Below are 24,623 nucleotides of genomic sequence, written 5' to 3' on the forward strand. Positions count from 1 at the left end.
GATTTCGCGCCAGCGTGCGTATTGGAGCATTAATCTGACTATGCTAACTCAACTATCACGGTTAAAACTCGCGTTTTTTAGTCGCCCCCGATACCAACGAGTTCTCGTCTATTTAACCATTACCTACTTAAGTTACCTTATCGCCCTCGGATTAATACTCCCCAAGGCTATCGTCGCCTTCGCCCCAGAGAAGCTTTCACAGCTATTAGGGCGTCCGGTCAGTTTACAGGGGATGCATATCAATCCTTTTAACTACCGCGTCAATATCGACCAGCTCGCCGTTAAAGAGAAAGATAATCGGGATTTTGCCGGATTAGCACAGCTCCAATTTGAGGTGCATTTTTGGCAGTCTATATTCAATCAAGCCTTAGTGATTGATCATATTCAGTTGCAAACGCCCTTTGCTCATATCCAACGGTTTCAAACTCATGGGGCAACTCAGTTTAATTTTGACGACATCGTTACCACACTCAACCAAGCTAAAACAGCCAGCGAACCAGACACGAGTGCTGAACAAGCACGTCCTTTGCGCATCATCTTAGGTGAGTTAACCGTCAGTGCTGCCCAGTTCAAATTTGATGACAAGATAACCAAGGCGCAAATTGATTACCCCAATATCAACTTCAAACTCAGTCAATTAGATACTGAATACCTGATGTTACCTAATCCTGCTAGCGTAGCTAAGACGTCATCAACCAAAGATGCGGTGACAAACAAAGCCGTTCCAGCAACAACTACGGCGAATACTACTCCAGCAACATCGGCGGCAAATGCCACTACGACTATCGTGCATAACCAATTTGTCGCCCAGTTGCAGGATGCCCACGCAGGTGAAGTGAGCCTTGCCGGACAATTTCAGCTCTTTCCCTTTAAGCTCGTCGGGGATGTACAGCTTGCCAAACTCAAACTTGTGCCGCTCTGGCAATTTGTTGCCGATCAATTCAATGTCAAACTGGGGACAGGTGAGCTCAGTATTAACGCCCATTACCAAGTAGATTTACCCGAGCAAGGTGAATTACAACTCACTGCCGAACGTGGACAAGTGATTGTTGAAAAAGTGAATTTGCTCAATGGTGACCAATCAGTTATCACCTTACCTTTGCTGGCTGTAGATGGGATCAGCGCTAATCTGGCCAAGCAGCGGGTCAATATTAAGCAAATCCACACTGAAGGCTTAAGTCTTAAGGCCAAGCTAGATGAACAAGGTATTGATTTAGTACCACTGTTGATGCCCAAATCGATGGCAGCGACCTCTGGTACACCAACACCCTCTGATGCAACTGAAGCGTCTGAAGCGATAGTCGCTAACCCCACCACTTCGCAAGCTGTGGCAAATAACAGTGCCACAGAAAACCCTAATGGATGGCTTGTCACCCTGGGAGGGCTGAATGTCAAAAACTATGATATTCAGCTTGAGGAGCACAAACTCAGCAAAACGGCGCAGCAATGGCGAATCTATCCATTAGATTTTGCGACTGAAACCATAGTGAGCGATTTAAAAGCCCCGATTGAATACCAACTCTCCTTTGGACTAAACGATAAAGGCCATTTTACCTCCAAGGGGCAAGTCGATGTCCTTGGGCAAGCCATCAGCGCTAACCTCAAAGTGGAGCAGTTGGCCTTAGCCCAATTTCAACCTTACCTTGAGCCCTATGTCAATATGCAGCTAAAAAGCGGCCTATTCAGTAGCAATGGCGAGGTTCATGCCGATGGCAAAGGCAAAGCCATTTATCAAGGTAACGTTGAGCTGGATGATTTGAATATCCTCGACAGCATCCGCAAAGCGCCATTGGTGAAATGGCAAAAAATGCATATTAATCAGCTCGATTTTGACCAGCAACAGAATCAAATCAAGATTGATCATTTAAGTTTTGAGCAACCTTATGCCAAGGTTGTTATCGCGAAGGATCGTACAACCAATATCAGCAATCTGATTATTGAACAGCAAGCCATTGCCGAGCCTAAAGTCACTGGACAAATGGCGCAAACTGGCATTCAAGCCGAAATCAGCACCAATACAGTTGCACCATCCCAAACCGCAGCTAAAAAGCCCGAGTTAAGCTTAGATATTCAAAAAATTAGCTTTAACAAGGGATCGGCATTTTTTGCCGATAATTCGCTAACACCTAACTTTGCCTCAGGCATCGAGCAGCTAGAAGGTTATATCAGTCACCTATCCTCCAAGCCGGGTACTAAGGCATCTGTCGATATTAAAGGCAAAATTGACCGCTATGCACCAGTGACATTAAAGGGGGATATTAATCCCTTGTTAGATAAACCTTATCTTGATTTAGACTTAGTTTTTAAGAGTGTTGAGCTGACGTCAGTAAACCCATACTCTGGCACCTATGCGGGCTATTACATTGATAAAGGGCAATTGTCGTTAGCACTTAACTACAAACTTGAGCAAAACCAACTCAAGGGCAGCAACCACCTAGTGATTAATCAACTCAAACTGGGGAAACGCAGTAACAGTGATTTAGCCACCAGTTTGCCCGTAACGTTAGCGATTGCATTATTGCAGGATCGCCATGGCGTGATTGACCTAGGAATGGAAGTCTCTGGCGATCTAGACTCACCCAGCTTTAGTGTTGGCAGCATCATCATGACAGCCATTACCAATGTGATTACTAAAGCCGTCACAGCCCCCTTCTCTTTCCTTGCAGGTCTCATTGGCGCTGATGATACCTTAGATAAAATCCCCTTTAATCCCGGGCAATTTACCCTCACTTCCCGTGAGCAAGAAAGCCTAGATAAGCTCGCCAAAGGATTAGAGGATAGACCCATGCTACAGCTCAGTCTTGAGGGCAGTGTCGATGCAATAAACGATAGCCAAGCAATTAGCGAGCGTATGATGAAACGCAAGCTGGCTGCCTTAACGAATATTCAGCTGACGGAATTGCCGGCAGATCTCAGCCCGAGTCAGTTTCCGACTCAAGGACCTCTAGCCGATGCCCTTCTCAAACTCTATGAGCAGGAAGTTAAAGCCAATCCTGATGATGTGAAAGACAATATTATTGCTGAAACCAAAGATACACCACTGAGTAAAGAGGAACTGACCACCCGATGGCATATCGCGCTTTATAACCTTTCGCTAAAAGCGCAAACGGTCGGTCAAGACAGGTTGGGAGATTTAGCGCAGGAGAGAGCGAAATCAGTCAAGGCCTACCTTGTTGATAGCAAGGGCATCGCACCTGAACGCATTTTCCTACTCGAAAGTCGCGTCACCCTCAATCAAGATGCTGCCCAAGTGAATATGAGCATCGAAGCTAAATAACGCGCTGTACAAGACCATAGAGAATCAAATGCCCAGTATTCACTGGGCATTTTTATTGGTTGATTAAGGTAGTGCCCCCTCGTTCTATTACTTGGCCTAAAACATCCATTAGGTTAAACTCTGCGGCTTTATGCGAGCGGAATCACATTCCGCGCGTCAATCCCCTTTCGCATAGCCAATATTTCGGCGCGCTAAAACACTTTTACTCGAGGTAGTTATGTTCATTATTCGCTGGATTTTAGGCCGGATCATTTTGTTGCTTAACTTTGTGTTCGCCCCAAAGAAACTCAAACGCCCATCAGCAGAACAACAAAAAATCGATGCGCAAACTCAAGCACTGGCGCTATATCAGTACAATGCTTGTCCTTTCTGCGTAAAAGTGCGCCGAGCTATGCGCCGTCAAGGGCTGAATATCCAAACCTTGGATGCAAAAAAATCCCCACATAGAGACGAGCTCATCGCCCAAGGTGGCAAGCAACAAGTGCCCTGTTTACGGATTGAAGACAATGGTCAAGTGCAATGGCTATATGAATCTAAGGATATCATCAGCTACTTAGAACAACGTTTTGCCTAGCACAACAATGCGCGCCCCACGGCGCGCTTTTCATTTACGCCACAAGTACTCACGGTCAGAATAATCAAACAACCATTGGGGTTGATACACCACCAACAGCGTCACCGCCATGCCGTTGAGCAACGCCTCAGGAAAGGCTAATAACGGGATTAACATCAGATAGTTATCAACTAACATGCTCCAGTCATAATCCGCCGACAACCAAAGCCAAAATGCCCAACTAAATTGATGAAAAACCGTCGATAATCCTGCATTAATAAAGGCGCCAACAAAAATAAACACAAAAAGATGCTTAGGAAATAAATGGTAACTGCGGCTGTAAAGCATAAACGCACAGAATAACGGGAAGGCTATTGCAAACAAGCCAAATGCACCAAACTCACCAGGCTGCTTTAGGACAAATATGCTGAAAAACGCACTTGGGAGGAGTAAGGCAACCGTCGCTAAGCGCCAACCAAACATCAATAGACAAGTGACTATCCCTAGAAAATGTAAATGAATTCCGACTTGAATACTGGCATTGAGGAGCCATAAGGTATTTACCGCAATCAGCGTTAACAACAACCGCCATTGCAAGCCTTTATCCTTAACAACCTGCAGTAACTCTTCCTTAGGCCAAATAGCATAAATCCACAGTCCCAGCAGTAGCAGGCTTACCCCCTGTAATGGGCTGATATTCCAGTCTATTTCAGCAAATCGCTTGGCCCAAAAATCCAGCATCAGTAAGGCTCCGGAGTAGATGCCCATTCAACCTATCGCGACAAGTTTCAGAGCAGATTCAAGTTGTTTCGGTATTAGGGTGATTAACCAACCTATTCGGGCGAATAAACTTCTTTACCAGTATATCGCGAATAAAACCGATAATTGCATGATATTGAGCGACATATTAAGGTATTCTTCGCTAAGTAAATCATCTAAGAGTAATCCTTGATATGCCATTGAGATCGATAAGCCTGACATTATTGAGCTGCTTAACATTACTCGCTTGCAGCAGCGCTCCGATAGACCCCTCTGAATTTGCAGGTAAATTTAAAGACAAACTCACCACTGATATCCGCGCAGATGGCCTTAAACTCTTTACCTATCAGGCAGGTTTTGCGGAGGAATACTCACCAAGAGATGTCACCGAACGCCCCTTCCCCCACGAAGAACGTATGCGTCAAGTCGCGCAAGATCCCCGCGAGCAGCGTCGTTTATACCAACAACAAGCGGATGCACTCGATATCTGGGGCAGACAAGTTGAATTGGGACTCGAGAAAACCTTAGAAATGACAGGTTACTGCCGCGAAGGTTACTTTGAGTTGAGCCGAATAATAGAATCAGGACGGGGAGAAATACGTGGTGAATGTAAAGAAGGCGCCACTGAGGAAGATAAACAAAAGTTTGTGCGCTTTTAAGTCATGAAAAGGGCGAGATGATCGCCCTGTTCTCTACACTTATGCACGGCGGTGTCGCAAGTACACGACTTAGCTCAAACCGTTAAGTTCAATAACGCTGAGTTTTATGCCTAAAAATCAAACTGCTTCATTTAACGGTAAGGCACGATTTTCCAATAACACTGGGATGCCATCGGTAATGGGATAAGCTAATTTGTCCGCTTTACAAATCAATTGCTGCGCCGCCTTATCGTACTCCAACTTTCCTTTACATACTGGACAAGCAACGATATCTAACAGTTTTTTATCAAACGCCATGGGATTTTCCTTTTTTAGCTGCAGCCACAGAGCGTAATCGGCTCAGCAACTGTTGATCAAATTGTGGCGATAGCTTGGCATCGACAGCCAAATACCACCAGTTTTCTTGTGCAAAATCGCGACATTTAACCGCATCTTTTTCAGTCATCATCAAGGGGCGAGATGCTGCAAGCTCGCATAACACGTGTTTATCGTAGGCTTGGTGGTCATCAAAACCATGGGATAACGCGAGTTGAAAACCTTGCTGCGTTAAGGTTTCAAAAAAACGCGCCGGATGACCAATACCCGCCATTGCCACCACGGGCTGGGTCGGATCAAACACGGCCTCAGCCTTAGGATTTACCGGCAACACCGCACTTGGGCTCAGCTGCATCTCATATTGATTCGCCTGCGCGGGTCCACTATTGACCACCACAAAATCCACTTGATTAAGACGCCAAGCACCTTCCCGTAGTGGGCCTGCTGGAAGCAAATGACGATTCCCTAAACCGCGCTTTCCATCAATCACCACCAGCTCAATATCACGGCCGAGGGCGTAATGTTGCAAGCCATCGTCACAGATAATGACATCCACGGCAAACTGCGCCAGCAAGGTTTTTGCGGTATCAACACGTTTAGGGCCCACCACCATAGGCACACCAGTACGCGCCACAATCATAGCTGGCTCATCGCCCACATCAGTTGCAGCATCCTTTACGCTAACGACTTTTACCCCTTGGATATGCGCGCCATAACCACGGCTGATCACACCCGGATTAAACCCCTGTTGACGCAGCAGTTCAATCAAATAGATGACTGTGGGGGTTTTACCACTACCGCCAACGGTAATATTGCCCACCACGATCACGGGGACTGGCAGTGTGGTTTGTGATTTAATCCCTAAGCGAAATAAACCACGGCGAATTGCGGTAATAAGCGCAAACAACGCAGAAAAAGGCAGTAAGAGCCACCGTAATGGGTGGCCTTGATACCAAATTTTATTCACTAACGCCTGCATTTAGCTACCAAACTGCATTTGGTATAACTTGGCATACATGCCGCCAAGTTCGAGTAGAGATTTGTGGGTGCCACGCTCAACGATGCGACCTTGATCGACCACTAAAATTTGATCGGCACTTTCAATCGTTGATAACCGGTGAGCAATCACAACCGAGGTGCGGTTTTGGCGTAAATTGTCTAATCCCTGCTGAATCGCTTTCTCAGATTCAGTATCAAGGGCCGATGTCGCTTCATCCAAAATGAGCACTGGTGCATCACGTAACATTGCCCGCGCAATCGCAATCCGTTGCCTCTGACCGCCTGACAATAGCACGCCGTTTTCACCGACTTGGGTATCTAAGCCATCGGGCAATTGCACAATAAATTCCATCGCATGAGCTAAGGTCGCCGCCTCAATAATCTGCTCGCGGGTGACTTCGCCCGGATAGGCATAGGCGATATTATTGGCAATAGTATCGTTAAACAGTGTCACTTGCTGCGATACCAAAGCCACTTGACTACGTAATGATTTCAATGAGTAATCATAAATACTCACATCATCAAGCAGAATATCGCCAGACGCTAGTCCGGTGTAAAAACGAGTCACCAAGCTTGCAATCGTCGACTTCCCCGACCCAGAGCGCCCGACTAAGGCTAAGGTTTGCCCTTGGGACACTTCAAAGTCAATTTTATCTAAAGCGCGGCGCTCCTGGCCTTCGTAACTAAAGGAAACATTATCAAAACGTAAGTTGCCCTTAGCACGCTTGACGGTATAAGTACCAGTATCCGATTCTGGCAAAGTGTCTAACAGTTCAAATACTGTGGTGCACGCTGCAATACCACGTTGAAATTCGGCATTCACACGCGTGAGGTTTTTGATGGGTTGCAGCATGGCCATCATCGCGCCCAGAATCGTCGCGAAGGTACCTGCGGTCAAATCGGCTTTCATGCTATCTAGGCTCGCCGCATACAGCACAAAGGCCAAGGCAAAGGAGCCAATCACCATGATAAGCGGCTGGCTGATAGCCTGTGCGATCGCAAGTTTCATATTTTGATGACGGTTTCTGTCATTAATTTTGGCAAAGCGAGCCGTTTCTGTTTCTTGTCCACCAAAGGCCAGTACGTTTTTATGACCTTTGATCATCTGCTCCGTTGCGGCACTGACATCCCCCATCGCCGTTTGGATTTGTTTCGACACCTTACGGAAGCGGCGACTCACAATAGTCATCACTAATCCCATAATCGGACCTATCACTAAAATACACAGGGAAAGCTTCCAAGAGTTATAAAACATCAATCCCAGCATACCGATAACGGTCACACCGTCACGAACAATCGAAATCAAGGCACTGCCCGATGCACGGGCAATTTGCTCGGTATCGAAGGTCACTTTTGAAATTAAATTGCCCGTGTTTTCCTTATCCATGTAACTCACGGGTAAACTTAGATAATGTTGAAACACTTGCTGGCGCATATCCATAATTAACCTAGCGCTCATATAAGAAATGCCGTAGGTGGATACGAAGTTTGCAAAGCCGCGCAGGGAGAACATTAAAATAACCACGATAGGCGCCATTAATAGCACTTGGTTATCGGCATGAAAGCCTTGGTTCGTGGGGAGTGCAATACCGTTACTTATCGCTGGTGTACTGCTGGAAAACCCTTTATCGATAAAAGGGCCAATAAAAGAAATAAAAGCCGCATCGACAAGCCCATACACAATAAGGCCAGCAACTGAAAGCAAAAACATGCCCTTCATCGGTTTGAGATAGGCCAGTAATCGCTTGAATACGGTCCACATTTCGTCTTTAGGATATGCTGTCATCGGTAACACTAAATTATGGCAAAGTGCTCATTCTACTCTGGATTAATCAAGTCACCAAATCTAAACAAGCGGTTATACCAAAATGGAGCTAAATCTTGCCGATAGGTTTTTACGTCGAGTCGCCCTTGTTCAAAAGTAACGCTAATTTGTCCTTCAATCCCGGTGGTTAAGTGGTTTATCTGCAAAGCTTGGTAGCGGGCAACGACATCGGCTTTAGGAAAGCCATAACGATTATTCAACCCCGCTGGAAACAGTACTAACTCCGGTGCCACCTTTTCAATAAATGCCAGCGTAGATGAGGTGCGGCTTCCATGGTGTGGAGCAATAAGCACCTGACTTTTAAGTATAAAGCCCGCTTGCACTCGCTCAATCAATATACTCTCTGTTTCCTTTTCAATATCACCGCTCAGTAATAGACTTTGCTGACCATCATCAATCCGCAGCACACAAGAAGCATTATTGCCACCCGCCTGGGTTTGTGGGGAAATAAAGCGTAAGGTAAGTTGTTGCCAATCAATCTGTTGTGGCAAACAAGGCTGAGCATTTAAGTGGTCAACATCAGTAATCCATTTTGCCTGAGGATACGCTTTTGCCAGTACTTGAGCGCCTCCAGCATGGTCGTTATCGCCGTGGCTGATCACAATAAAATCGATATCAGTTAATCCTCGAGTATTAAGAAAAGGGATAACCACACGGTCACTGTAGCTAAAATCATCGCCAAATGCGGCGCCCGTATCATAGATAAGTGCCCTATCATCCTTTTCAACCACCACGGCTAATCCTTGCCCTACATCAAGTAAATGTAGCGTCCATTGAGTGGTTTTCGATGCTGTAATGCGCTGAAAAACAGACAATGCCAGAGGAAGAAACAGTAACCCTATCAACAAATGCCAGTGCCAATATTGGCGCCGATGAGGAACATATCGCCACAGAATCAACGCAAAAAGTGTGCACAGGCCGCCTGCTAATAATGTCTCGGAAACCACATGCCAATGGACGGGTAAATCGACGCTGAGTTCGAGTAACTTGCCGTAGGGTAATAGTGCTAAATCCGCCAAATTGAATAATCCCAGCCACGATTGCCCCAAAAATGTACCTAACCACCAGATGATAAAAGCCAGCATCGATAGCGGAATGACGATAAGACTAAACCAAGGCACCACCAGCATATTCATCCACAAACTATGGATACTCACACCACCAAAAAAGATGGCTTGCAGCAGTCCCAATATCAGGCTTAAGCGCCATTGTATTGACCAAAACTGTATGACTCTGACTCGCGACTTGGCTAAAAAAGTTGTTTTACTATCAACAGACTGTGTAAATTTGGCACTTTCTAAGGTATATAAAATAATCGCCAAAGCACAAAAAGAAAGCCAAAATCCCGCACTCAAACAAGCGAGAGGATCAATGAGTAACACCACAAATAAGGCAAACAGCAAACGGTCCCATGCGCTTGAGTAGCGTCTTAATAAACTCAACAGCATAACCAATAAAATCATCACTAACGCCCGCTGTGTTGACACGGCAAAACCGGCTAAATAGCTATAAAATAGAGCACTCACTCCTGCAAAAATGAGCGCAATAACTATATTTCGCCGACTTGGATGCGGCGCCAAACGCGTAAGAAAAAACAAAGCGCAAGCATAGACCCAAGCGGTGATCACTGATAAATGTAATCCCGATATCGCCACCAGATGGCCCGTGCCCGTTTGCCTTAGCGCCTGCCACTTAGTTTGCGAGATAAGTTGTTTATCCCCGAGGATTAACGCCAGCAGAATATCCCCCTGTGTTAACGCAGATAACTTTGGAGCAAGTCGTGTGATTAAGTGATGTCTTAACGAAAAACGCTCAGCTTGAAGCCTTGCATGCATAACGCGGCCTTTACCGACAATATGCTGACTAATCAATTGCTTTTGTTCGTTATATCCTCCTTGATTGAGTACACTGGATATACTTTTAGGCATAAAAGTGAAATCCCAAACTTGCCCAACTTGCAGTGTCGCCTCGGATTGCCAGGTTAAACGCAACTTAGCCGTTGGCCCAAAGATTAAATTTGGTTTATCGACAACAATATCGAAGCTAACCCAGTCGCTGTTTTGACTAACTAGTGATATGATTTCGCCCCTCACCTGTATAGGCTTTTGGGATAAAGGAAGATCCTGCCGAGATAACACTAAGCAAAATCCTGTTAGCCAGAACATCGCAAAGAGTGTGCCAGATAAGCTAGGTGCTTTTTTGAATAAGATGAGAGCCCCAAAGCAAAAGTAGGGTAGATAAGTAATTGGCGGCAGCGAAGGCCATAACATCGCTGACAGTAAGGTGGCACTAAAGCCAAACATGAATCCATTCATAGTGAATTAAGTTAAGACAGCAATTTCAGCCTATGCCAAAAAAATTAATAAAAAGATTTATGCCTAAGCCTGAAACCCTGCGTGAGCACAAACACCTACGCATTTTCGGTCGCTTATTACATAATCCTAATCTTTGGGCGCTTAATCGACGCTCTGCACCGGGGGCCTTTGCCATAGGCTTGTTTGTCGCTTGGATCCCAATGCCTTTTCAGATGGTGGTCGCCGCGGCCTTTGCAATCCTTTTTAATGTCAATATTCCCGTTTCCGTCGCTTTAGTCTGGATCACCAATCCACTTACGATGCCAGTTATGTTTTATGGGGCTTATTTATTAGGTGCAAAAATTCTGGGCCACGCACCGCAGGAATTTGCCTTTGAGGCAAGCTGGCAATGGATAGAAGCCTCATTAGCCACAATTGGGCCAGCATTCCTACTAGGTTGCCTAGTATTAGGGATCGTGTTTTCCACTGTAGGATATTTAATGATCAGTAACCTCTGGAAATACTCGATCATGTTTAAGTGGCAAAAGCGTAAGACCAAATAAATGCGGCTTGCAGACACAATGGCTTAACTTGTTTTATGTTAGAGAAATTAACTTTCCTAATTGAACAAGTTAAGCATTAACACCTTTTTAGCGTTTGCATCCCTGTATTTCCTTTACGTCCTCTATTGCAATTTATTATTACCTTATCAATAGATTAAACCACGGCGATAAGACTATCTTTATCCCTTCACCCGGACACTTACTTACAAGCTACTCATAAGTAGATATATACATTCATTTAATTTGCAGCTTAAAATACTTTTCGTGTTTCACTACTACGCTGTCACTATGTTGAATATTGATGAACCTGCACATTTACAACCTAAACTACCGCTTTTCCGCTTAGGTTTTAGACCTTTCTTCTTATTTGCGAGTCTATTTAGTCTATTAAGTTTAGGGATCTGGGGAGGATTTCTTTCCGGTCTGTCATTACTTCCTAACAACATCAATCCTTTATGGTGGCATGGTCATGAAATGATTTTTGGGTTTGCCTGTGCCGTCGTCGCAGGTTTTTTACTCACCGCAGTGCAAAACTGGACAGGGCAACCTGGGTTGAAAGGCTTACCTCTTATAGGGCTATTTACGGTCTGGTTACTACCAAGGCTTTTATTTATATTGCCGCTAGATATTCCGTTTGTGGCGATCATGATCATCGACTTGATGTTTTTACCCTTAACCGCAGTTGCATTATCAATATCTGTGGTTAAAGTACGCCAATGGCGTAACTTTGTGTTTATCCCTATTCTCAGTTTACTCACGCTTTTTAATGGATTTAGCTATTACGGTTTAATAACTAATCAATTACAGTGGGCTAATAATGGTCTTTATGCAGCAGTCATCCTTGTTGGGGTAATTGTTGCTCTGCTTGGTGGTAGAGTGATCCCATTCTTTACTGAGCGCGCCACCCAATGGCAAAGACACTCCGCCATTCCCGTACTGGAGTGGTTAAGTTTTGCCAGCCTATTAACGCTTGTTGCGAGTCTCTTTTTACCGCAGATAATATTACTGACGCGCGCTCTGGCTGGTATTGCGGGTCTGGTGCTGTTACTACGTTGGTCTCGTTGGGGATGGCAGGCAAGTTGGTCTGTGCCGCTGTTATGGTCACTGCATTTAAGTTACTTATGTATTCCCATTGGTTTGATACTGATTGCTACAGGACTACCACTTTCCGTAGGAATGCATGCCATTACTGTTGGAGGACTTGGCGGCATGATCCTCGCAATGATGTCGAGGGTATCGCTAGGCCATACCGGCAGACAACTAAAACCCGCTAGGCCAATGACACTGGCTTTTGGGTTAATATTACTGGCTACAGTGTTCCGTGTCTTAGCGGGTTTACCCAGTGCATGGTTTATCGAATTAATGCTCGCAGCCATTATTTGTTGGATGCTGGCTTTTGGGTGTTTCTGTTACTACTACGCACCAATGCTTTGTCGCGTCAGAGCCGATGGACGGCCAGGCTAAGCAAGGTGACTCGAGAAAACTCATGGCGCGGTACCTATAGCAGACAACCAATTACTATCTTGTGAATTGAGTCACAGAGAATCGCGTCTCTTTTCCCTACCTAAAGTATTTTTACTGTTACTATTTACAAAAATATTGAGTAGGGAGTACCCATGCCATTTTATCGTCAATATGGTGCCAAAGGCTTAAAAGCAGTTGAGCATCTCGTCTTAATCATCATAGCAATAGCGACTGTGGTTGCTATTGGTCAAGAAATTGTCCATGTATTTAATGTCGGCGCAGTCGCCCTTGCCGATCTGTTGTTATTGTTTATTTATCTCGAAGTACTGGCCATGGTTGCTAATTATGCAGAATCGGGAAAATTGCCCGTGCGCATGCCGCTGTATATTGCCATTGTTGCCCTTGCACGTTATTTGATCTTAGATATGAAGAGTATGGATGACTGGCGCATCGCCGCAATTTCGCTTTCAACCTTGATCCTTGCGGCAACGGTCATCGTGATCCGTTGGGGCCAATTAAAAATGCCCTATCCTAAAAATCAAGAATACGATAACTAATGACTACTGGGCGCCATTGCCAACCAAGCTCAATGGCGCCATTCTTTACCTGCAAAATCCTTCCAAATCCCTCGCTTTCAGATTGGTATTCTGCCAAAAAGCAATTATGCTAGTTTTACTGAGATCAATTATTTACGGGACAATTGAGTTATGGGTGAACATCCAGTTGGATTTGAAGAAAAACGCAGCTCACTTCGAGTAGATATGGAAGCTGAACGCGTGCTCTTGCATTGGACTGATAAGAATGGCGTTGAACATACAGACGAAGGCGTATGTATCGATTTAGCCCGCAGAGGCATTCTGTTTGATTATAAAAACCCATTTGAACTCGGTGAATTAGTTAACGTGACATTCAATCCAGAAACATCCCGACAAAATAGCGTAAAAGGCCAAGTTTGCCGCTGCTCTAAACGTCATGATCAAAGTTATCATGTCGCGATGCAATTGCTTTAATTTCAATCTAGCTACGCAGGGTCGATTGAGCTGTTCTACACTGAATTAGTTGAACTATTCGTACAAAGGACATTGCTATGATATTGCTGGTGGGTGGAGAGAAAGGTGGCAGTGGCAAGAGTTGCCTCGCGCAAAATCTTGCGGTTTATATAAAGCAAAAATTTGCCGCCAATGTACTAATGGTAGACTGCGATCCCCAACGTACAACATCCGATTGGATCCAAGCTCGAAACAACGACCCTAGCCTCCCTGCAATCAATTGTATTCAGCTCTACGGCAAAATACGTAACGATCTGCTCAGTCTTAATGAACGCTTCGACTACGTCATTGTTGACTGTGGCGGTCAAGATAACCTTGCTATGCGCGCCGCCATGTCGGTGGCCACTTACGTAGTTATCCCACTTAGACCCAAACGTCGCGATCTTAAAACCTTACCCCATATGGAAGATATGCTCAGCACCTGTAAGATGGTTAATCCCAAAATGGTGGCAACCATTGTGCTAACCCAATGTCCCGCTTTGCCCACCCAAGTAAAGCGTATTTTAGAGGCCAAAGAAGTGGTCCAATCCTTTGGATTACGCGTACTCAATTCGGTGACTTTTTGCCGAAATATCTACGATGACAGTGAGGAAAAAGGATCGTCCGTAATGGAAATTGAGCCAGATGGGAAAGCGGCCGACGAGATCCGCGCCATAGTGGATGAGCTGTTCACCTTACCACCAGAAAATAGTTATGAGCTTAACTGATCTTAAACGCAAGAAACCAAAACAAGTTATCAAAACGGTTTCTATTGAGGATTTTATCGAAGATGCCAATAACTATGCTTTAGGTAAAGCGAGTATTTTAGCGGTCCCTCCCGCAGAGCCAAAAGGCTTAGATAAAAAGTCAGCCAAAATTTATCGCCATGCCACCTTTACCTTAACGGAAACCAGTATTACCCAATTAGATGGGCTCGCCAAAGGAACTAAAATCGCCAAATCACGCTTATTGCGGATCTTGATTGATGAATTCAGTCAAAAAACAATTGCAGAACAGCTTGAAGTGGTAAATAAAAGTAAGCAGGATGAGCATTAATCTTTATGGCATCAAGGTAAACCAATCCGTTGATCGCCCTTTCTTTAACAGCAAGTGATGGCCTATGACCCCAAGCTATTGCGCGGCTCATAGACCAGATTAGCCATACTTAATGATCAGAATGATGACACTGCCGCCCAGCAACAAGGGCGAGCCCTTGCGCTGATTCTGCCATTTTCCCTTTACTCAACAACAAAAAAATTAACTCCTCCGCAGTAAGGTTTTCGGCACTACAAGTGTGATAACGCGCTGCTTCACCAAAGGTTTCAGTCATCAGAGCAATAAACTGAGGCTTTAAAACGGGATGAGCTTGCGCTACCATCAGCGCCATAACGTCATGACCGTGAACAGAATCGGACATAGTCTCTCCAAAAGATGCAAATAAGATTAGGCTTTATAACCGAACTGTTGAATTTTAACCCTGATCTCGCGCACATACTGCCAATGTCAATAACTGCGCTGACCGCTGTGACGATAAAGTGAGCCACTATGTCCTTGATCTTGCTACTGACCCAACAGATGTCACTCTATTTAGTGATTGTTTATTTAGTCAGTAAAACACCTCTTTTTAAACTGTTTGCAGAAACATCACCGCGCCTACCTCATAAAATATTTATTTATCTGGTTTTTTCTAGCTTTTGTATCATGGCGACCTATTTTGGTGAGCAAACTTCAGGGGCCATTGCCAATACTCGCGCCATGGGTGCCGTGCTAGGCGGTTTACTCGGCGGTCCTGTCACCGGATTTTTAGTCGGATTCACTGGCGGTTTACACCGCTACAGCATGGGTGGCTTTACCGATTTAGCCTGCGCGATTTCAACCACTCTCGAAGGACTCTCCGCGGGAATGCTCAGTTTTTACCTACGCCGCGCGGGTAAAAGTGAACTTATCTACAATCCTCTCTTAGTCTGTTTGGTGACCTTTTACGCCGAAATGATGCAAATGAGCATTATTTTGCTGATTGCACGCCCGTTTGATGCCGCATGGGAATTAGTGCGGCAGATAGCTCCGCCTATGCTGTTGGTTAATTCCATTGGCGCAGCGCTGTTTATGAGCATGATCCGCGACCAAAAAACCATGTTTGACAAGCTCTCCTCTAGTTTCTCAACCAAGGCGCTTAAAATTGCCGAGCGCAGTGTTGGGCTGCTTTCTAAGGGGTTTAACGAAGAAAGCAGCGGCAAGGTCGCGCAAATTGTCATTGAAGAAACCAATGTGGGTGCTGTTGCCATTACGGACAGAGAAAAACTTTTGGCCTTTATCGGTATTGGTGCCGACCATCATATCCCTGGAACACCGATTTCCTCAAAAATCACCCTTGAGGCCATAAACCAAAACAAGGTGATGTTCGCCGATGGGGTGGAGATGCCCTATTCCTGCTCGATTTCGAGCCAGTGTAAACTCGGTTCGAGCCTTGTGATCCCACTTCGCAGCGACACCGAAGTCATTGGCACCATCAAGTTATACGAGCCAAAAAATAAACTATTTTTGAACATTAACCGCACCTTAGGGGAAGGGATTGCTCGGCTATTGTCGAACCAGATCCTCTACGGCCGTTTTGAACAGCAGCAAAACCTACTCACCCAAGCGGAATTAAAATTACTGCAAGCTCAAGTGAATCCACACTTTTTATTCAACGCTCTCAATACCATCAGTGCGATTATTAAGCGCGATCCCGATATGTCAAAACAGCTATTACAGCAATTGTCGCAATTTTTACGGATCAATTTAAAACGCACCACGGGTTTAGTCACTCTCGGGGATGAGCTCGATCACATAGCGTCTTATCTCACCATTGAGAAAGCGAGATTTATTGATAAATTACAGGTCAACATTGCTATACCTGAATCACTTTACCACTGTAAAGTGCCTGCATTTACCCTACAACCCATCATTGAGAATGCGGTAAAACATGGCACCTCCCATATGATTGAGCAAGGACAAATCAAGGTCACTGGACGTATGGATGACCATATATTAGCCCTTGAGGTGACAGATAACGCTGGCCTTTATCAACCCTCAATAGATTCTGAGGGATTGGGGATGAATTTAGTTCATAAACGGATACAAAATCTGTTTGGCGAACAGTATGGCATCCAAGTTGAATGCAAACCGGATGAATACACCAAGGTGACCATCCGCTTACCCATAGAACAGACGGAAACTAGCACGTGATCACTTGTTTGATTGTCGATGATGAATTGTTTGCCCGCGAGGAACTTGCGGATTTGCTCGGCCAAGAAGCCGACATTGAGATTATTGGCCAATGCAGCAACGCCATAGAAGCATTGCAAACCATTGCCAAAGAAAAGCCTCAATTAGTTTTTCTCGACATCCAAATGCCACGTATTTCAGGCATGGAACTGATTGCTATGCTCGATCCCGACACCTTACCTAAAATCGTGTTTGTCACTGCATTTGATGAATTTGCCGTCAAAGCCTTTGATAATCATGCCTTTGATTATTTACTTAAGCCAATAGATGCCGATCGACTCAGCCAAACCCTAAAACGTGTTCGTAAGGACCTCACTCCGCAAGCCGTGAATCTGATCGCGCCTCGATGCCTCGAGCACCTACCCTGTTACAGCGGTAGTAAATTAAAAGTGATCCCCATTCAAGATGTTGAGTATGTTTTTAGTGATTTAAGCGGTATTCATGTCGCCTGTACCAAGGGCAAAGTCCATACCCAACTTACCCTTAAAGTGCTGGAAGAAAAAACACCGCTAGTGCGTTGCCATCGCCAATATCTGATTTCACCCAAAGCCATTGCCGAAATAGAGCTGCTCGATACTGGCGCCGAAGTCACGACTCTGCTTGGCGACAAAGTGCCCGTTTCTCGCCGTTATTTAAAAAGTCTTAAGCAATTGTTCGGCTTCCAATAGCCCCATTGTTAACCACTAATGCGCGTATCTAAGCCGCTGGAGGCGGTTAATACTTATGAATGACATCCTCATACAACCGCTCGCCCCATTCTATTGCCGCTGAGTCAGCATTATCGACCTCTCACCCAGTTACCCCTGTTTTATGTAAACAACTTGTTTACACTCTGCACAACTCAAAATGGGGAGATAACTAAAATGATGTGGTTCCTACTCTGTGTCGGTCTATTGATCGGCGGCTACTTTATCTACGGTACCTTTGTCGAAAAGGTATTTGGTATCAACGAAAAACGTCAAACACCGGCTTTTACCCAAACCGACGGTGTGGACTATGTGCCTATGTCGAAAGGCAAAGTGTACTTAATCCAATTATTGAATATCGCAGGTGTGGGTCCAATCTTCGGTCCAATCCTCGGGGCGCTCTACGGTCCTTCAGCGATGTTGTGGATTGTGATCGGCTGTATCTTTGGAGGAGCGGTGCACGATTACTTCTCCGGTATGTTGTCGGTCCGTAATGGTGGTCAATCTGTACCAAACCTTGCTGGTAAGTATTTAGGCAAAAGTGCCAAGCACTTTATGAATGTGTTTGCCATCATTCTATTATTGCTCGTAGGTGTGGTGTTTATCTCTGCGCCAGCAGGCCTGTTAGGCAAGCTAACGGGTTGGGATGTTAGCATTTTCGTTGCGATTATCTTCGTTTACTACCTGATTGCCACTGTGGTACCTGTCGATAAAATTATCGGCCGTTTATATCCTTTCTTTGGCGCGCTGTTGTTCTTCATGTCATTTGGTTTAGCCTTTGCGATCATGTTATCAAGCGAACATACGCTACTGCCCAATGTGCAAGCGGGCGACTTCTTCCAAAATTTAAACCCTAAAGATATGCCATTATGGCCTGCGCTGTTTATCACCATCGCTTGTGGTGCGATTTCAGGCTTCCACGCCACGCAATCACCACTGATGGCACGTTGCGTTGAAAACGAAAAGAACGGTCGTTTTGTGTTCTTTGGTGCCATGATCGGTGAAGGTATCATCGCCCTACTCTGGTGTGCGATTGCACTGTCTTACTTCCACGGTGTTGAAGGATTAAGCACAGGCATGGCGGGTAACCCTGCAAACGTTGTATACGAAGCATCAACTGGTCTGTTAGGCGCAGTGGGTGGCTTTATGGCAATCCTTGGTGTGATCATTCTGCCAATTACTTCAGGCGATACGGCTTTCCGCTCTGCTCGTCTGATTTTGGCTGAATTCTTTAACATGCCGCAGGTGGCTTTACCTAAACGTTTAGTGTTAGCTATTCCATTGTTTGTGATTGGTGGCTTACTGACTCAAGTCGACTTCGGCGTGATCTGGCGCTACTTCGGTGTGGCTAACCAAGCGACAGCTGTATTAATGCTCTGGACGGCCTCAGCTTACCTACTGCGTCACAATAAACTGCACTGGATCACCACCATTCCAGCCATGTTTATGACCACAGTAGTTATCACCTTCCTACTTAACTCTGCAACTTTAGGTGCAGGCTTACCGATGACCTTATCCACCATCGCAGGGACTGTTTCAACGCTAGTCATCACAGGCTTACTGATTGTGAAAACCAAAGGTAAAGGTGAAGTTGATAGCGACAGCGAATTACCCGATGAAGCTTAATTTCCAACAATATTGATATACAAAGCAAACGGGCACTGATGAGTGCCCGTTTTTTTATCTATGATTTTAGTCAATCGGTATAATACTGGTATAATCCGATTATTGTTCACGGTAATTTATACAAAATGACTCAAGAAAATAACCCATTACACGGCATCAAACTGGAAACCATAGTCACACAACTCGTTGAGCACTATGGCTGGGAAGAACTCGGAGCTCGCATCAAGATCCGCTGTTTTACCGAAGATCCGAGTATCAAATCGAGTCTACGATTTTTAAGAAAAACCGATTGGGCACGGGAAAAAGTAGAATATTTATATTTAAAAACCAATAAACTGCCGTTGCCCGCCGCGAAAACATCCAATGCACCAGCGAAAACATCGGCCAAAAAACCTGCAAAACCAGCACAGAAACCAGCTCAGGCAAGTACGGTTACATCGATAGCCGCAACAGATGGCCAGATTAATAGCCATATCTGGGGCAAGCGCGACTAAATTTCGCTCGAATATTCAAACGCATATTCACAGGAACAGACAAAAATGCGCGGAATAATTAATTCAATTATCCCGCGCATTATTTTTTAATCTGTCTATCAGCTAGATTAGCGCCAATCCAATATCCTTCGGTGGGCAACCATGATTGGCAAGAGTCCCCTGCTAATCAAGCCAACGGCTAAGAATAAGCGTTTAAGACTTCACCTATTGGCTATTTTGTCTGCGGATAAGTGACGCGATAGATTGCCCCTGCATAATCATCCGACACGAGTAAACTGCCATCGGCCAATTCAGCAAAGGCCACTGGGCGACCAAAGGTTTGCTCGCCCTGCATAAAGCCAGTTAAAAATGGAGTGTATTTGACCACCTTGCCTTGCTCTATCGTCGCCACGGCCACTTTATAACCCGCTTTCTTAGTGCGATTCCACGAACCATGCTCAGCCACAAACAACTGCTGTTGATAATCGCTAGGGAACTGTTTACCAAGATAAAAATGAATGCCTAGTGGCGCCACGTGAGCCCCTAAGGAGAGCGCAGGAGCGGTGTATTTGGCAGGATCTTTACCTTGGCCAAACTCAGGGTCAAGAATTGTACCTGCATGCACATAGGGGAAGCCAAAATGTTCACCCAAGTAACTGACCTTATTGATTTCGCAGGGAGGAATATCATCGCCCATCATGTCGCGGCCATTATCGCTAAACCAAAGGGTTTGAGTGCCGGGCTGAAAATCAAATCCGACCGAATTACGAACTCCTTGGGCAATGGTGGTTAATTTTTTAGTCTCGAGATTGAGCGAGAAAATACGTCCATAGCGTTCATTCTCCTCGCACACATTACAAGGCACGCCTACAGGAATGATTAACTCGCCTGTCGGTGAAACCCCTAGTACTTTCCAGCCATGGTGGGTTTCAGTTGGAAACCCATCAAAGACCACCTCAAATGTTGGTGAGTTTAAGTGGTTATCAATATCCTTGAAGCGAATGATGCGCTCCACTTCGGAGACATAGAGGTCGCCATCTTTGATCACCACACCTGATGGTAGCTTTAGTCCAGAGGCAACCAGAATTTTCTCATCGGCAACACCGTCCTGGTTACTGTCGATAAGGGCATAAACATTCCCGGCCTTCATCGAGCCCGCATAGACAATGCCCTTTTCGGATACGGCAATTGCGCGCGCATTGTCAACATTATCTGCAAATAAGCTCAGGTTAAAGCCTTCTGCAACGGTCAGTTTATCTAAAATATTTTTAGCCATCGCAGGCACACTTATTCCACTCAAAGCCAAAAATGCAGCGCATGTTATTTGTAGTTTACGAGCCATATCTTTCATATCCTTATCAGTCAAAAAGTGAACGACCTTAACCATTAATCCCCTAACCTATCCTAGATACGCCTTTTGTATCAAATAGGATGCTTAGCACTTAAGTTTTTTATCTCAAGGCCGATAATTCGATAAATAACCTTCAGGTACTTATGGAGCCTATCGTGAACATTAATGGATTAAATACGACCGCAAATAGCAGCGCCTTCAAATCTGTTTCCAGCGCTTATATCACCACTACGCCAACAGCTAGCTCAGCTTCTGAGAATTCGTCGGCAGAGACCAGCACGCAAGAAACGGTCAATATATCCAATGCCGGAAGACAAGCTCTCGCTACCGAAGTAGGCGCTTCTCTCAGAGGTCAAACCGCGGAAAAACGGCAACAGACGGAAAGTGCTGAGAATGAAGAACCCAAATCTATCATTGATGAACAAATTAAGCGTCTGAAAGAGCAAATCAAAGCTTTGCAGGAGATGCTCACGAAACTGGAAGGAGATGATTCGAAGGCCGCGGCTCAGCAACGTAAGCTATTGCAGGAACAAATTATGCAACTCGGTAACCAAATTGCCGTGTTAATGGACCAGAAAATGCGCGATGCACAAAAAGCCGCAGGCTAAGCTGAGTACAGAATCATTTTCAATCTTGGTAGCTGTAAACTAGATTGGGAAACTAAACAATAAACGCCAAATATTTAACCCGTCGCCGGTTCGATAACTGATGCCAATTCTATCTATGCCGAGGAGATCGCCGCCCAAAGGCTTAGAAAATGCCAGTGTGGCACCAAACTCATAGCTTCCAGAGACAATGGTTTCATCTTCAGTATCTTGGCTAAAATCCAGCTCGTTGAAGTACCAATAACCGACCGCAAATAATCTAGGTTGCATCTGGATATTCAGCCATTGCCAGCGCGGCGAAAGGCCAATATCTACCCCGGTTTGCAATACCGCAAATTGGTCGGTTAATTTTCCTACCCGCTCACTATAGCCCGCAAACTTTAACCTCGATACCCAGACGCTGTCTTCACCCGCAAGACTAAAATCATACAAGGTACTTACACCTGAGGCTAAAATCGCCACATTCGCATCGGTCTCAAAATTTGTCCCAAAGCCCACATCCAAATAGGCTTCCATCCGCGTATTTGCCGTTGCCTGCCAATGGTGCTCGATGCCGGGCGTTATCGTCATGGTGCCAACTGACGATGGCAATTCGCCGTCGGTGATGTCTTTGGCTAAGTAGTCAAAAAAACCGAAAGATAAGGGTAAACGCAGCCAAGTCTGACTACTATCATCCTTCAAAAAATCAAAGTTTAACGGAATACTAACGACGGTGGCATTTTGCTCAGCAGCTCGATATACCCCTGTGCCAAGGTAGCTGCCAAAGGCATAAACAGAGTTAGGATTATTTTTCCCATCAATCGGCGTTTCAGGGCTAATCTTCGAAAACGCTTGGGAAGATTGGGGGGCAAATGCTGCAATATCTTGCGGGTGACTGAAGTTTGAAACAGGCTCTGTCGACGCCAACAGCGGGAAAACAATTCCCATTGATAGCGCCGAAATGGAGCTGAGGTTGACGATAAACCGACTAAAAATGATATTCAATTTACGCAAACAGATCCTAATTTGCAGCCTAATCGGTAAATTTATTGCACTAAGAACTACTGTTCATCCGTAAAATGATACTCAGACATCATATGCCCAAGCTCAGTGGACTTAGTCTTTAAGTAAGCCTCATTATAGCGATTTTTACCGACTTGTAAGGGTACGCGCTCAACCACTTCGATGCCGATTTCTTTCATCGCTTTGACTTTGCGAGGATTATTGGTCATTAAGCGTACATGCTTTACGCCAATCTGCTCAAGCATAGGCTGGATCATATCGTATTTACGCATGTCCGCAGGGAAACCTAACTGTTCATTCGCCTCAACCGTATTGGCGCCTTTATCCTGCAACTCATAGGCGCGGATCTTATTTAGCAGACCAATACCACGACCTTCCTGACGCAAATATAAGATAAACCCACTGCCGGTCTCGGCAATGTTTTGCATCGCGGTTTGCAGCTGGAATCCACAGTCACAGCGTAAGCTGAATAAGGCATCGCCCGTGAGACACTCAGAGTGAATACGGCCTAAAACAGGAGCATCGCTACTTAGGGTGCCAAATGTGAGGGCAACATGCTCTTTACCGGTTTCGGTATCTTCAAAACCGTGCATGGCAAAAACGCCCCAGGGAGTGGGTAATTTTGACGTCGCGACATATTTTATCGACATGACTTAACCTTAACGACAACTCTCATTCCATGAGACGGAAGGAACATCCATAAACAAAACAATGATTAGGTACTTAGCCTACGGCGCACCTATTCTAAAGTGTTTTCAGCAATCACGAAATACTTTAGTAATTTAATCAACTACAAAACTAAGCTATTAACTGGGTGACTCATTCAGCTCAATGGGTAATATGTCGAGCCAAGGCGCTGCAAAATAGATAAGTGTTCTATTTTGCAACTTATTGAATAACTTAGCAATGTAGCTTAAAATTTTGCTGGTGCAAAACCTGTTACTTCAGTCAAGCCCATTTCGCGCCCTAAAGCAGTCATTGGGTGCACAACAACTAAGCCTTTTACTGACTTTTTCAGTTGACCCATATCGGCTTGCTCGGCTTTGGTGAGGGCGCGGTGAAATGGCAAGTGCTGAATATCCACCCCTTGCTTTTGTAATAAACGCGACTGCTGCATTTTTACGCTATTGATTTGCTTAGTAACAGCCTCAATCTCGCGTTTAAACTGCGCCACGATGACAACATCGCCACGTTGCTCTGCCGCCGCCAGTTTACGACGAAACTTATCTAACTTATCGTTTAGCTGCTGCAGTTCTTGCTTTAAATTCATTATGTTACCTTAAATTACTTTAGCGAATCCCAGTCGATATTTACCTAATCTTTGGCCTGTTTGTCTGGGTCACTGTGTCAAGGTGTGGGATTATAACAGCAAGTTAGCGATCCTCGTTACCGCTTTTATAAGAAACGGATCACCTGATTACTGCTACCCCGATATGGAAGGCTCGGATCTGCAAGATTTTGCTCGAATTTGCCATCCACCAGCACATCTACATATTCCAGCACCGCACGCTGTTTATCGCTCAATTCATTCCATATATAGCCCGTCCACAGCCAAATATCTTTACCGGGACATTCAGCTTTCACGCGCTTAACAAGCGCCAAAATCCCCTCAAGATTGGCGGGTAAAAGTGGATCGCCGCCAGAGAGTGATAAGCCACGGCGAACGATCCGCGTATCCTGCAAATCGGCGATGATATTATCTTCCATTGCCTTATCAAATAAATGGCCAGAGCGCACATCCCAAGTACTTTGATTATAGCAACCACGGCATTGGTGCTCACAGCCTGAAACAAATAAGGTGGCCCGAGTGCCTGGGCCGTTGACCACATCAACGGGATAATATTGCTGATAGTTCATTGTATAAGTCCAATACGAAA

Annotated in this window: 25 protein-coding genes; 14 read left to right on the top strand and 11 right to left on the bottom strand. The window is 45.2% G+C overall.

The genetic code is table 11. The features are described from left to right. The first annotated feature begins 40 nt into the window (after window positions 1–40). A complete protein-coding gene (locus SHEWPOL2_RS06825) occupies window positions 41–3,277 on the top strand; it encodes a DUF748 domain-containing protein (protein WP_037427265.1) in 3,237 nt (1,078 codons plus the stop codon). 217 nt (window positions 3,278–3,494) lie between these two features. Further along, entirely contained in the window at window positions 3,495–3,851 is a 357-nt protein-coding gene (locus tag SHEWPOL2_RS06830; RefSeq protein WP_037427267.1) for a glutathione S-transferase N-terminal domain-containing protein, read from the top strand. Between the two features lie 30 nt (window positions 3,852–3,881). On the opposite strand, the gene SHEWPOL2_RS06835 is transcribed toward SHEWPOL2_RS06830, so the two are convergent. Further along, a complete protein-coding gene (locus tag SHEWPOL2_RS06835) occupies window positions 3,882–4,571 on the bottom strand; it encodes an energy-coupling factor ABC transporter permease (protein WP_037427312.1) in 690 nt (229 codons plus the stop codon). Between the two features lie 212 nt (window positions 4,572–4,783). Here SHEWPOL2_RS06835 and SHEWPOL2_RS06840 point away from each other — a divergent pair, with 212 nt between their 5' ends. Further along, window positions 4,784–5,248, top strand: a complete 465-nt coding sequence (locus tag SHEWPOL2_RS06840) for a hypothetical protein (RefSeq protein ID WP_037419646.1) — start codon at window positions 4,784–4,786, stop codon at window positions 5,246–5,248. 117 nt (window positions 5,249–5,365) lie between these two features. Here the strand turns inward: SHEWPOL2_RS06840 and SHEWPOL2_RS06845 are convergent, their stop codons facing one another. From SHEWPOL2_RS06845 to SHEWPOL2_RS06860, 4 genes are read right to left on the bottom strand one after another with little or no spacing between them, the layout of a single operon-like run. After that, entirely contained in the window at window positions 5,366–5,545 is a 180-nt protein-coding gene (locus tag SHEWPOL2_RS06845) for a Trm112 family protein (RefSeq protein ID WP_037419644.1), read from the bottom strand. Next, window positions 5,535–6,542, bottom strand: a complete 1,008-nt coding sequence (gene lpxK / locus SHEWPOL2_RS06850; protein ID WP_037427268.1) for a tetraacyldisaccharide 4'-kinase — start codon at window positions 6,540–6,542, stop codon at window positions 5,535–5,537. The genes SHEWPOL2_RS06845 and lpxK overlap by 11 nt, the downstream gene beginning before the upstream one ends. Beyond that, on the bottom strand, window positions 6,543–8,348 hold the full coding sequence (gene msbA / locus SHEWPOL2_RS06855) for a lipid A export permease/ATP-binding protein MsbA (protein WP_037427269.1): 1,806 nt from the start codon (window positions 8,346–8,348) through the stop codon (window positions 6,543–6,545). A gap of 32 nt (window positions 8,349–8,380) precedes the next feature. Continuing rightward, window positions 8,381–10,702, bottom strand: a complete 2,322-nt coding sequence (locus SHEWPOL2_RS06860) for a DNA internalization-related competence protein ComEC/Rec2 (protein ID WP_037427271.1) — start codon at window positions 10,700–10,702, stop codon at window positions 8,381–8,383. A gap of 32 nt (window positions 10,703–10,734) precedes the next feature. Between SHEWPOL2_RS06860 and SHEWPOL2_RS06865 the strand changes: the two genes are divergently transcribed. The 6 genes from SHEWPOL2_RS06865 (at window position 10,735) to SHEWPOL2_RS06890 (ending at window position 14,792) form a co-directional block, all read left to right on the top strand. Then, window positions 10,735–11,244 (top strand): DUF2062 domain-containing protein, encoded by a 510-nt coding sequence (locus SHEWPOL2_RS06865; RefSeq protein WP_037419631.1) that lies wholly within the window; start codon window positions 10,735–10,737, stop codon window positions 11,242–11,244. Between the two features lie 288 nt (window positions 11,245–11,532). Beyond that, a complete protein-coding gene (locus tag SHEWPOL2_RS06870; protein ID WP_037427273.1) occupies window positions 11,533–12,708 on the top strand; it encodes an NnrS family protein in 1,176 nt (391 codons plus the stop codon). 152 nt (window positions 12,709–12,860) lie between these two features. Beyond that, complete coding sequence (locus SHEWPOL2_RS06875) at window positions 12,861–13,265, top strand: phosphate-starvation-inducible PsiE family protein (RefSeq protein ID WP_011623180.1); 405 nt, start codon at window positions 12,861–12,863, stop codon at window positions 13,263–13,265. Between the two features lie 150 nt (window positions 13,266–13,415). After that, a complete protein-coding gene (locus tag SHEWPOL2_RS06880) occupies window positions 13,416–13,718 on the top strand; it encodes a PilZ domain-containing protein (protein ID WP_037419625.1) in 303 nt (100 codons plus the stop codon). 77 nt (window positions 13,719–13,795) lie between these two features. Further along, a complete protein-coding gene (locus tag SHEWPOL2_RS06885) occupies window positions 13,796–14,464 on the top strand; it encodes an AAA family ATPase (RefSeq protein WP_011623182.1) in 669 nt (222 codons plus the stop codon). After that, window positions 14,451–14,792: a hypothetical protein gene (locus SHEWPOL2_RS06890; protein ID WP_037427275.1), complete on the top strand. Its 342-nt coding sequence runs from the start codon at window positions 14,451–14,453 to the stop codon at window positions 14,790–14,792. Before SHEWPOL2_RS06885 ends, SHEWPOL2_RS06890 begins: the two co-directional genes overlap by 14 nt. A 109-nt stretch (window positions 14,793–14,901) precedes the next feature. On the opposite strand, the gene SHEWPOL2_RS06895 is transcribed toward SHEWPOL2_RS06890, so the two are convergent. Next, window positions 14,902–15,153 carry a YecH family metal-binding protein gene (locus SHEWPOL2_RS06895; RefSeq protein WP_037427277.1) on the bottom strand — a complete coding sequence of 84 codons (252 nt, stop codon included), beginning with the start codon at window positions 15,151–15,153 and terminating at the stop codon, window positions 14,902–14,904. A 128-nt stretch (window positions 15,154–15,281) separates the two neighbouring features. Here SHEWPOL2_RS06895 and SHEWPOL2_RS06900 point away from each other — a divergent pair, with 128 nt between their 5' ends. The 4 genes from SHEWPOL2_RS06900 to SHEWPOL2_RS06915 all read left to right on the top strand — a co-directional run bounded on the left by SHEWPOL2_RS06900 (window position 15,282) and on the right by SHEWPOL2_RS06915 (window position 19,809). Next, window positions 15,282–16,964, top strand: coding sequence for a sensor histidine kinase (locus tag SHEWPOL2_RS06900; RefSeq protein WP_037427279.1), 1,683 nt, complete (start codon window positions 15,282–15,284; stop codon window positions 16,962–16,964). Continuing rightward, entirely contained in the window at window positions 16,961–17,671 is a 711-nt protein-coding gene (btsR, locus tag SHEWPOL2_RS06905; RefSeq protein ID WP_037427280.1) for a two-component system response regulator BtsR, read from the top strand. The genes SHEWPOL2_RS06900 and btsR overlap by 4 nt, the downstream gene beginning before the upstream one ends. 195 nt (window positions 17,672–17,866) lie before the next feature. Beyond that, a complete protein-coding gene (locus SHEWPOL2_RS06910) occupies window positions 17,867–19,315 on the top strand; it encodes a carbon starvation protein A (protein WP_037427281.1) in 1,449 nt (482 codons plus the stop codon). A 125-nt stretch (window positions 19,316–19,440) separates the two neighbouring features. Continuing rightward, entirely contained in the window at window positions 19,441–19,809 is a 369-nt protein-coding gene (locus SHEWPOL2_RS06915) for a VF530 family protein (protein ID WP_037427282.1), read from the top strand. Between the two features lie 211 nt (window positions 19,810–20,020). Here SHEWPOL2_RS06915 and SHEWPOL2_RS06920 read toward each other — a convergent pair whose 3' ends face one another. Further along, a complete protein-coding gene (locus tag SHEWPOL2_RS06920) occupies window positions 20,021–21,130 on the bottom strand; it encodes a PQQ-dependent sugar dehydrogenase (RefSeq protein ID WP_082389610.1) in 1,110 nt (369 codons plus the stop codon). Window positions 21,131–21,294: 164 nt separating this feature from the next. Between SHEWPOL2_RS06920 and SHEWPOL2_RS06925 the strand changes: the two genes are divergently transcribed. Further along, window positions 21,295–21,747 carry a FlxA-like family protein gene (locus tag SHEWPOL2_RS06925; RefSeq protein WP_037427284.1) on the top strand — a complete coding sequence of 151 codons (453 nt, stop codon included), beginning with the start codon at window positions 21,295–21,297 and terminating at the stop codon, window positions 21,745–21,747. Between the two features lie 39 nt (window positions 21,748–21,786). Here SHEWPOL2_RS06925 and SHEWPOL2_RS06930 read toward each other — a convergent pair whose 3' ends face one another. The 4 genes from SHEWPOL2_RS06930 to nrdG all read right to left on the bottom strand — a co-directional run bounded on the left by SHEWPOL2_RS06930 (window position 21,787) and on the right by nrdG (window position 24,603). Next, on the bottom strand, window positions 21,787–22,671 hold the full coding sequence (locus SHEWPOL2_RS06930) for a hypothetical protein (protein ID WP_037427286.1): 885 nt from the start codon (window positions 22,669–22,671) through the stop codon (window positions 21,787–21,789). 113 nt (window positions 22,672–22,784) lie between these two features. Beyond that, entirely contained in the window at window positions 22,785–23,396 is a 612-nt protein-coding gene (gene ribA, locus SHEWPOL2_RS06935) for a GTP cyclohydrolase II (protein WP_037427288.1), read from the bottom strand. Window positions 23,397–23,659: 263 nt separating this feature from the next. After that, on the bottom strand, window positions 23,660–24,016 hold the full coding sequence (locus SHEWPOL2_RS06940; protein ID WP_037427290.1) for a YibL family ribosome-associated protein: 357 nt from the start codon (window positions 24,014–24,016) through the stop codon (window positions 23,660–23,662). A gap of 125 nt (window positions 24,017–24,141) precedes the next feature. Beyond that, the gene (gene nrdG / locus SHEWPOL2_RS06945; protein ID WP_037427292.1) at window positions 24,142–24,603 is read right to left on the bottom strand and encodes an anaerobic ribonucleoside-triphosphate reductase-activating protein; all 462 of its coding nucleotides are present in this window, start codon (window positions 24,601–24,603) and stop codon (window positions 24,142–24,144) included. Window positions 24,604–24,623: the final 20 nt, after the last annotated feature.

The sequence above is a fragment of the Shewanella sp. POL2 genome, assembly GCF_000282755.1.
GTDB lineage: Bacteria > Pseudomonadota > Gammaproteobacteria > Enterobacterales > Shewanellaceae > Shewanella > Shewanella xiamenensis.

Coding starts and splice junctions, on each gene's coding strand:
- SHEWPOL2_RS06825 (WP_037427265.1), top strand. CDS start 41: ATGCTAACTCAACTATCACGGTTAAAACTCGCGTTTTTTAGTCGCCCC.
- SHEWPOL2_RS06830 (WP_037427267.1), top strand. CDS start 3,495: ATGTTCATTATTCGCTGGATTTTAGGCCGGATCATTTTGTTGCTTAAC.
- SHEWPOL2_RS06835 (WP_037427312.1), bottom strand. CDS start 4,571: ATGCTGGATTTTTGGGCCAAGCGATTTGCTGAAATAGACTGGAATATC.
- SHEWPOL2_RS06840 (WP_037419646.1), top strand. CDS start 4,784: ATGCCATTGAGATCGATAAGCCTGACATTATTGAGCTGCTTAACATTA.
- SHEWPOL2_RS06845 (WP_037419644.1), bottom strand. CDS start 5,545: ATGGCGTTTGATAAAAAACTGTTAGATATCGTTGCTTGTCCAGTATGT.
- lpxK (WP_037427268.1), bottom strand. CDS start 6,542: ATGCAGGCGTTAGTGAATAAAATTTGGTATCAAGGCCACCCATTACGG.
- msbA (WP_037427269.1), bottom strand. CDS start 8,348: ATGACAGCATATCCTAAAGACGAAATGTGGACCGTATTCAAGCGATTA.
- SHEWPOL2_RS06860 (WP_037427271.1), bottom strand. CDS start 10,702: ATGAATGGATTCATGTTTGGCTTTAGTGCCACCTTACTGTCAGCGATG.
- SHEWPOL2_RS06865 (WP_037419631.1), top strand. CDS start 10,735: ATGCCAAAAAAATTAATAAAAAGATTTATGCCTAAGCCTGAAACCCTG.
- SHEWPOL2_RS06870 (WP_037427273.1), top strand. CDS start 11,533: ATGTTGAATATTGATGAACCTGCACATTTACAACCTAAACTACCGCTT.
- SHEWPOL2_RS06875 (WP_011623180.1), top strand. CDS start 12,861: ATGCCATTTTATCGTCAATATGGTGCCAAAGGCTTAAAAGCAGTTGAG.
- SHEWPOL2_RS06880 (WP_037419625.1), top strand. CDS start 13,416: ATGGGTGAACATCCAGTTGGATTTGAAGAAAAACGCAGCTCACTTCGA.
- SHEWPOL2_RS06885 (WP_011623182.1), top strand. CDS start 13,796: ATGATATTGCTGGTGGGTGGAGAGAAAGGTGGCAGTGGCAAGAGTTGC.
- SHEWPOL2_RS06890 (WP_037427275.1), top strand. CDS start 14,451: ATGAGCTTAACTGATCTTAAACGCAAGAAACCAAAACAAGTTATCAAA.
- SHEWPOL2_RS06895 (WP_037427277.1), bottom strand. CDS start 15,153: ATGTCCGATTCTGTTCACGGTCATGACGTTATGGCGCTGATGGTAGCG.
- SHEWPOL2_RS06900 (WP_037427279.1), top strand. CDS start 15,282: ATGTCCTTGATCTTGCTACTGACCCAACAGATGTCACTCTATTTAGTG.
- SHEWPOL2_RS06910 (WP_037427281.1), top strand. CDS start 17,867: ATGATGTGGTTCCTACTCTGTGTCGGTCTATTGATCGGCGGCTACTTT.
- SHEWPOL2_RS06915 (WP_037427282.1), top strand. CDS start 19,441: ATGACTCAAGAAAATAACCCATTACACGGCATCAAACTGGAAACCATA.
- SHEWPOL2_RS06920 (WP_082389610.1), bottom strand. CDS start 21,130: ATGGCTCGTAAACTACAAATAACATGCGCTGCATTTTTGGCTTTGAGT.
- SHEWPOL2_RS06930 (WP_037427286.1), bottom strand. CDS start 22,671: ATGGGAATTGTTTTCCCGCTGTTGGCGTCGACAGAGCCTGTTTCAAAC.
- ribA (WP_037427288.1), bottom strand. CDS start 23,396: ATGTCGATAAAATATGTCGCGACGTCAAAATTACCCACTCCCTGGGGC.
- SHEWPOL2_RS06940 (WP_037427290.1), bottom strand. CDS start 24,016: ATGAATTTAAAGCAAGAACTGCAGCAGCTAAACGATAAGTTAGATAAG.
- nrdG (WP_037427292.1), bottom strand. CDS start 24,603: ATGAACTATCAGCAATATTATCCCGTTGATGTGGTCAACGGCCCAGGC.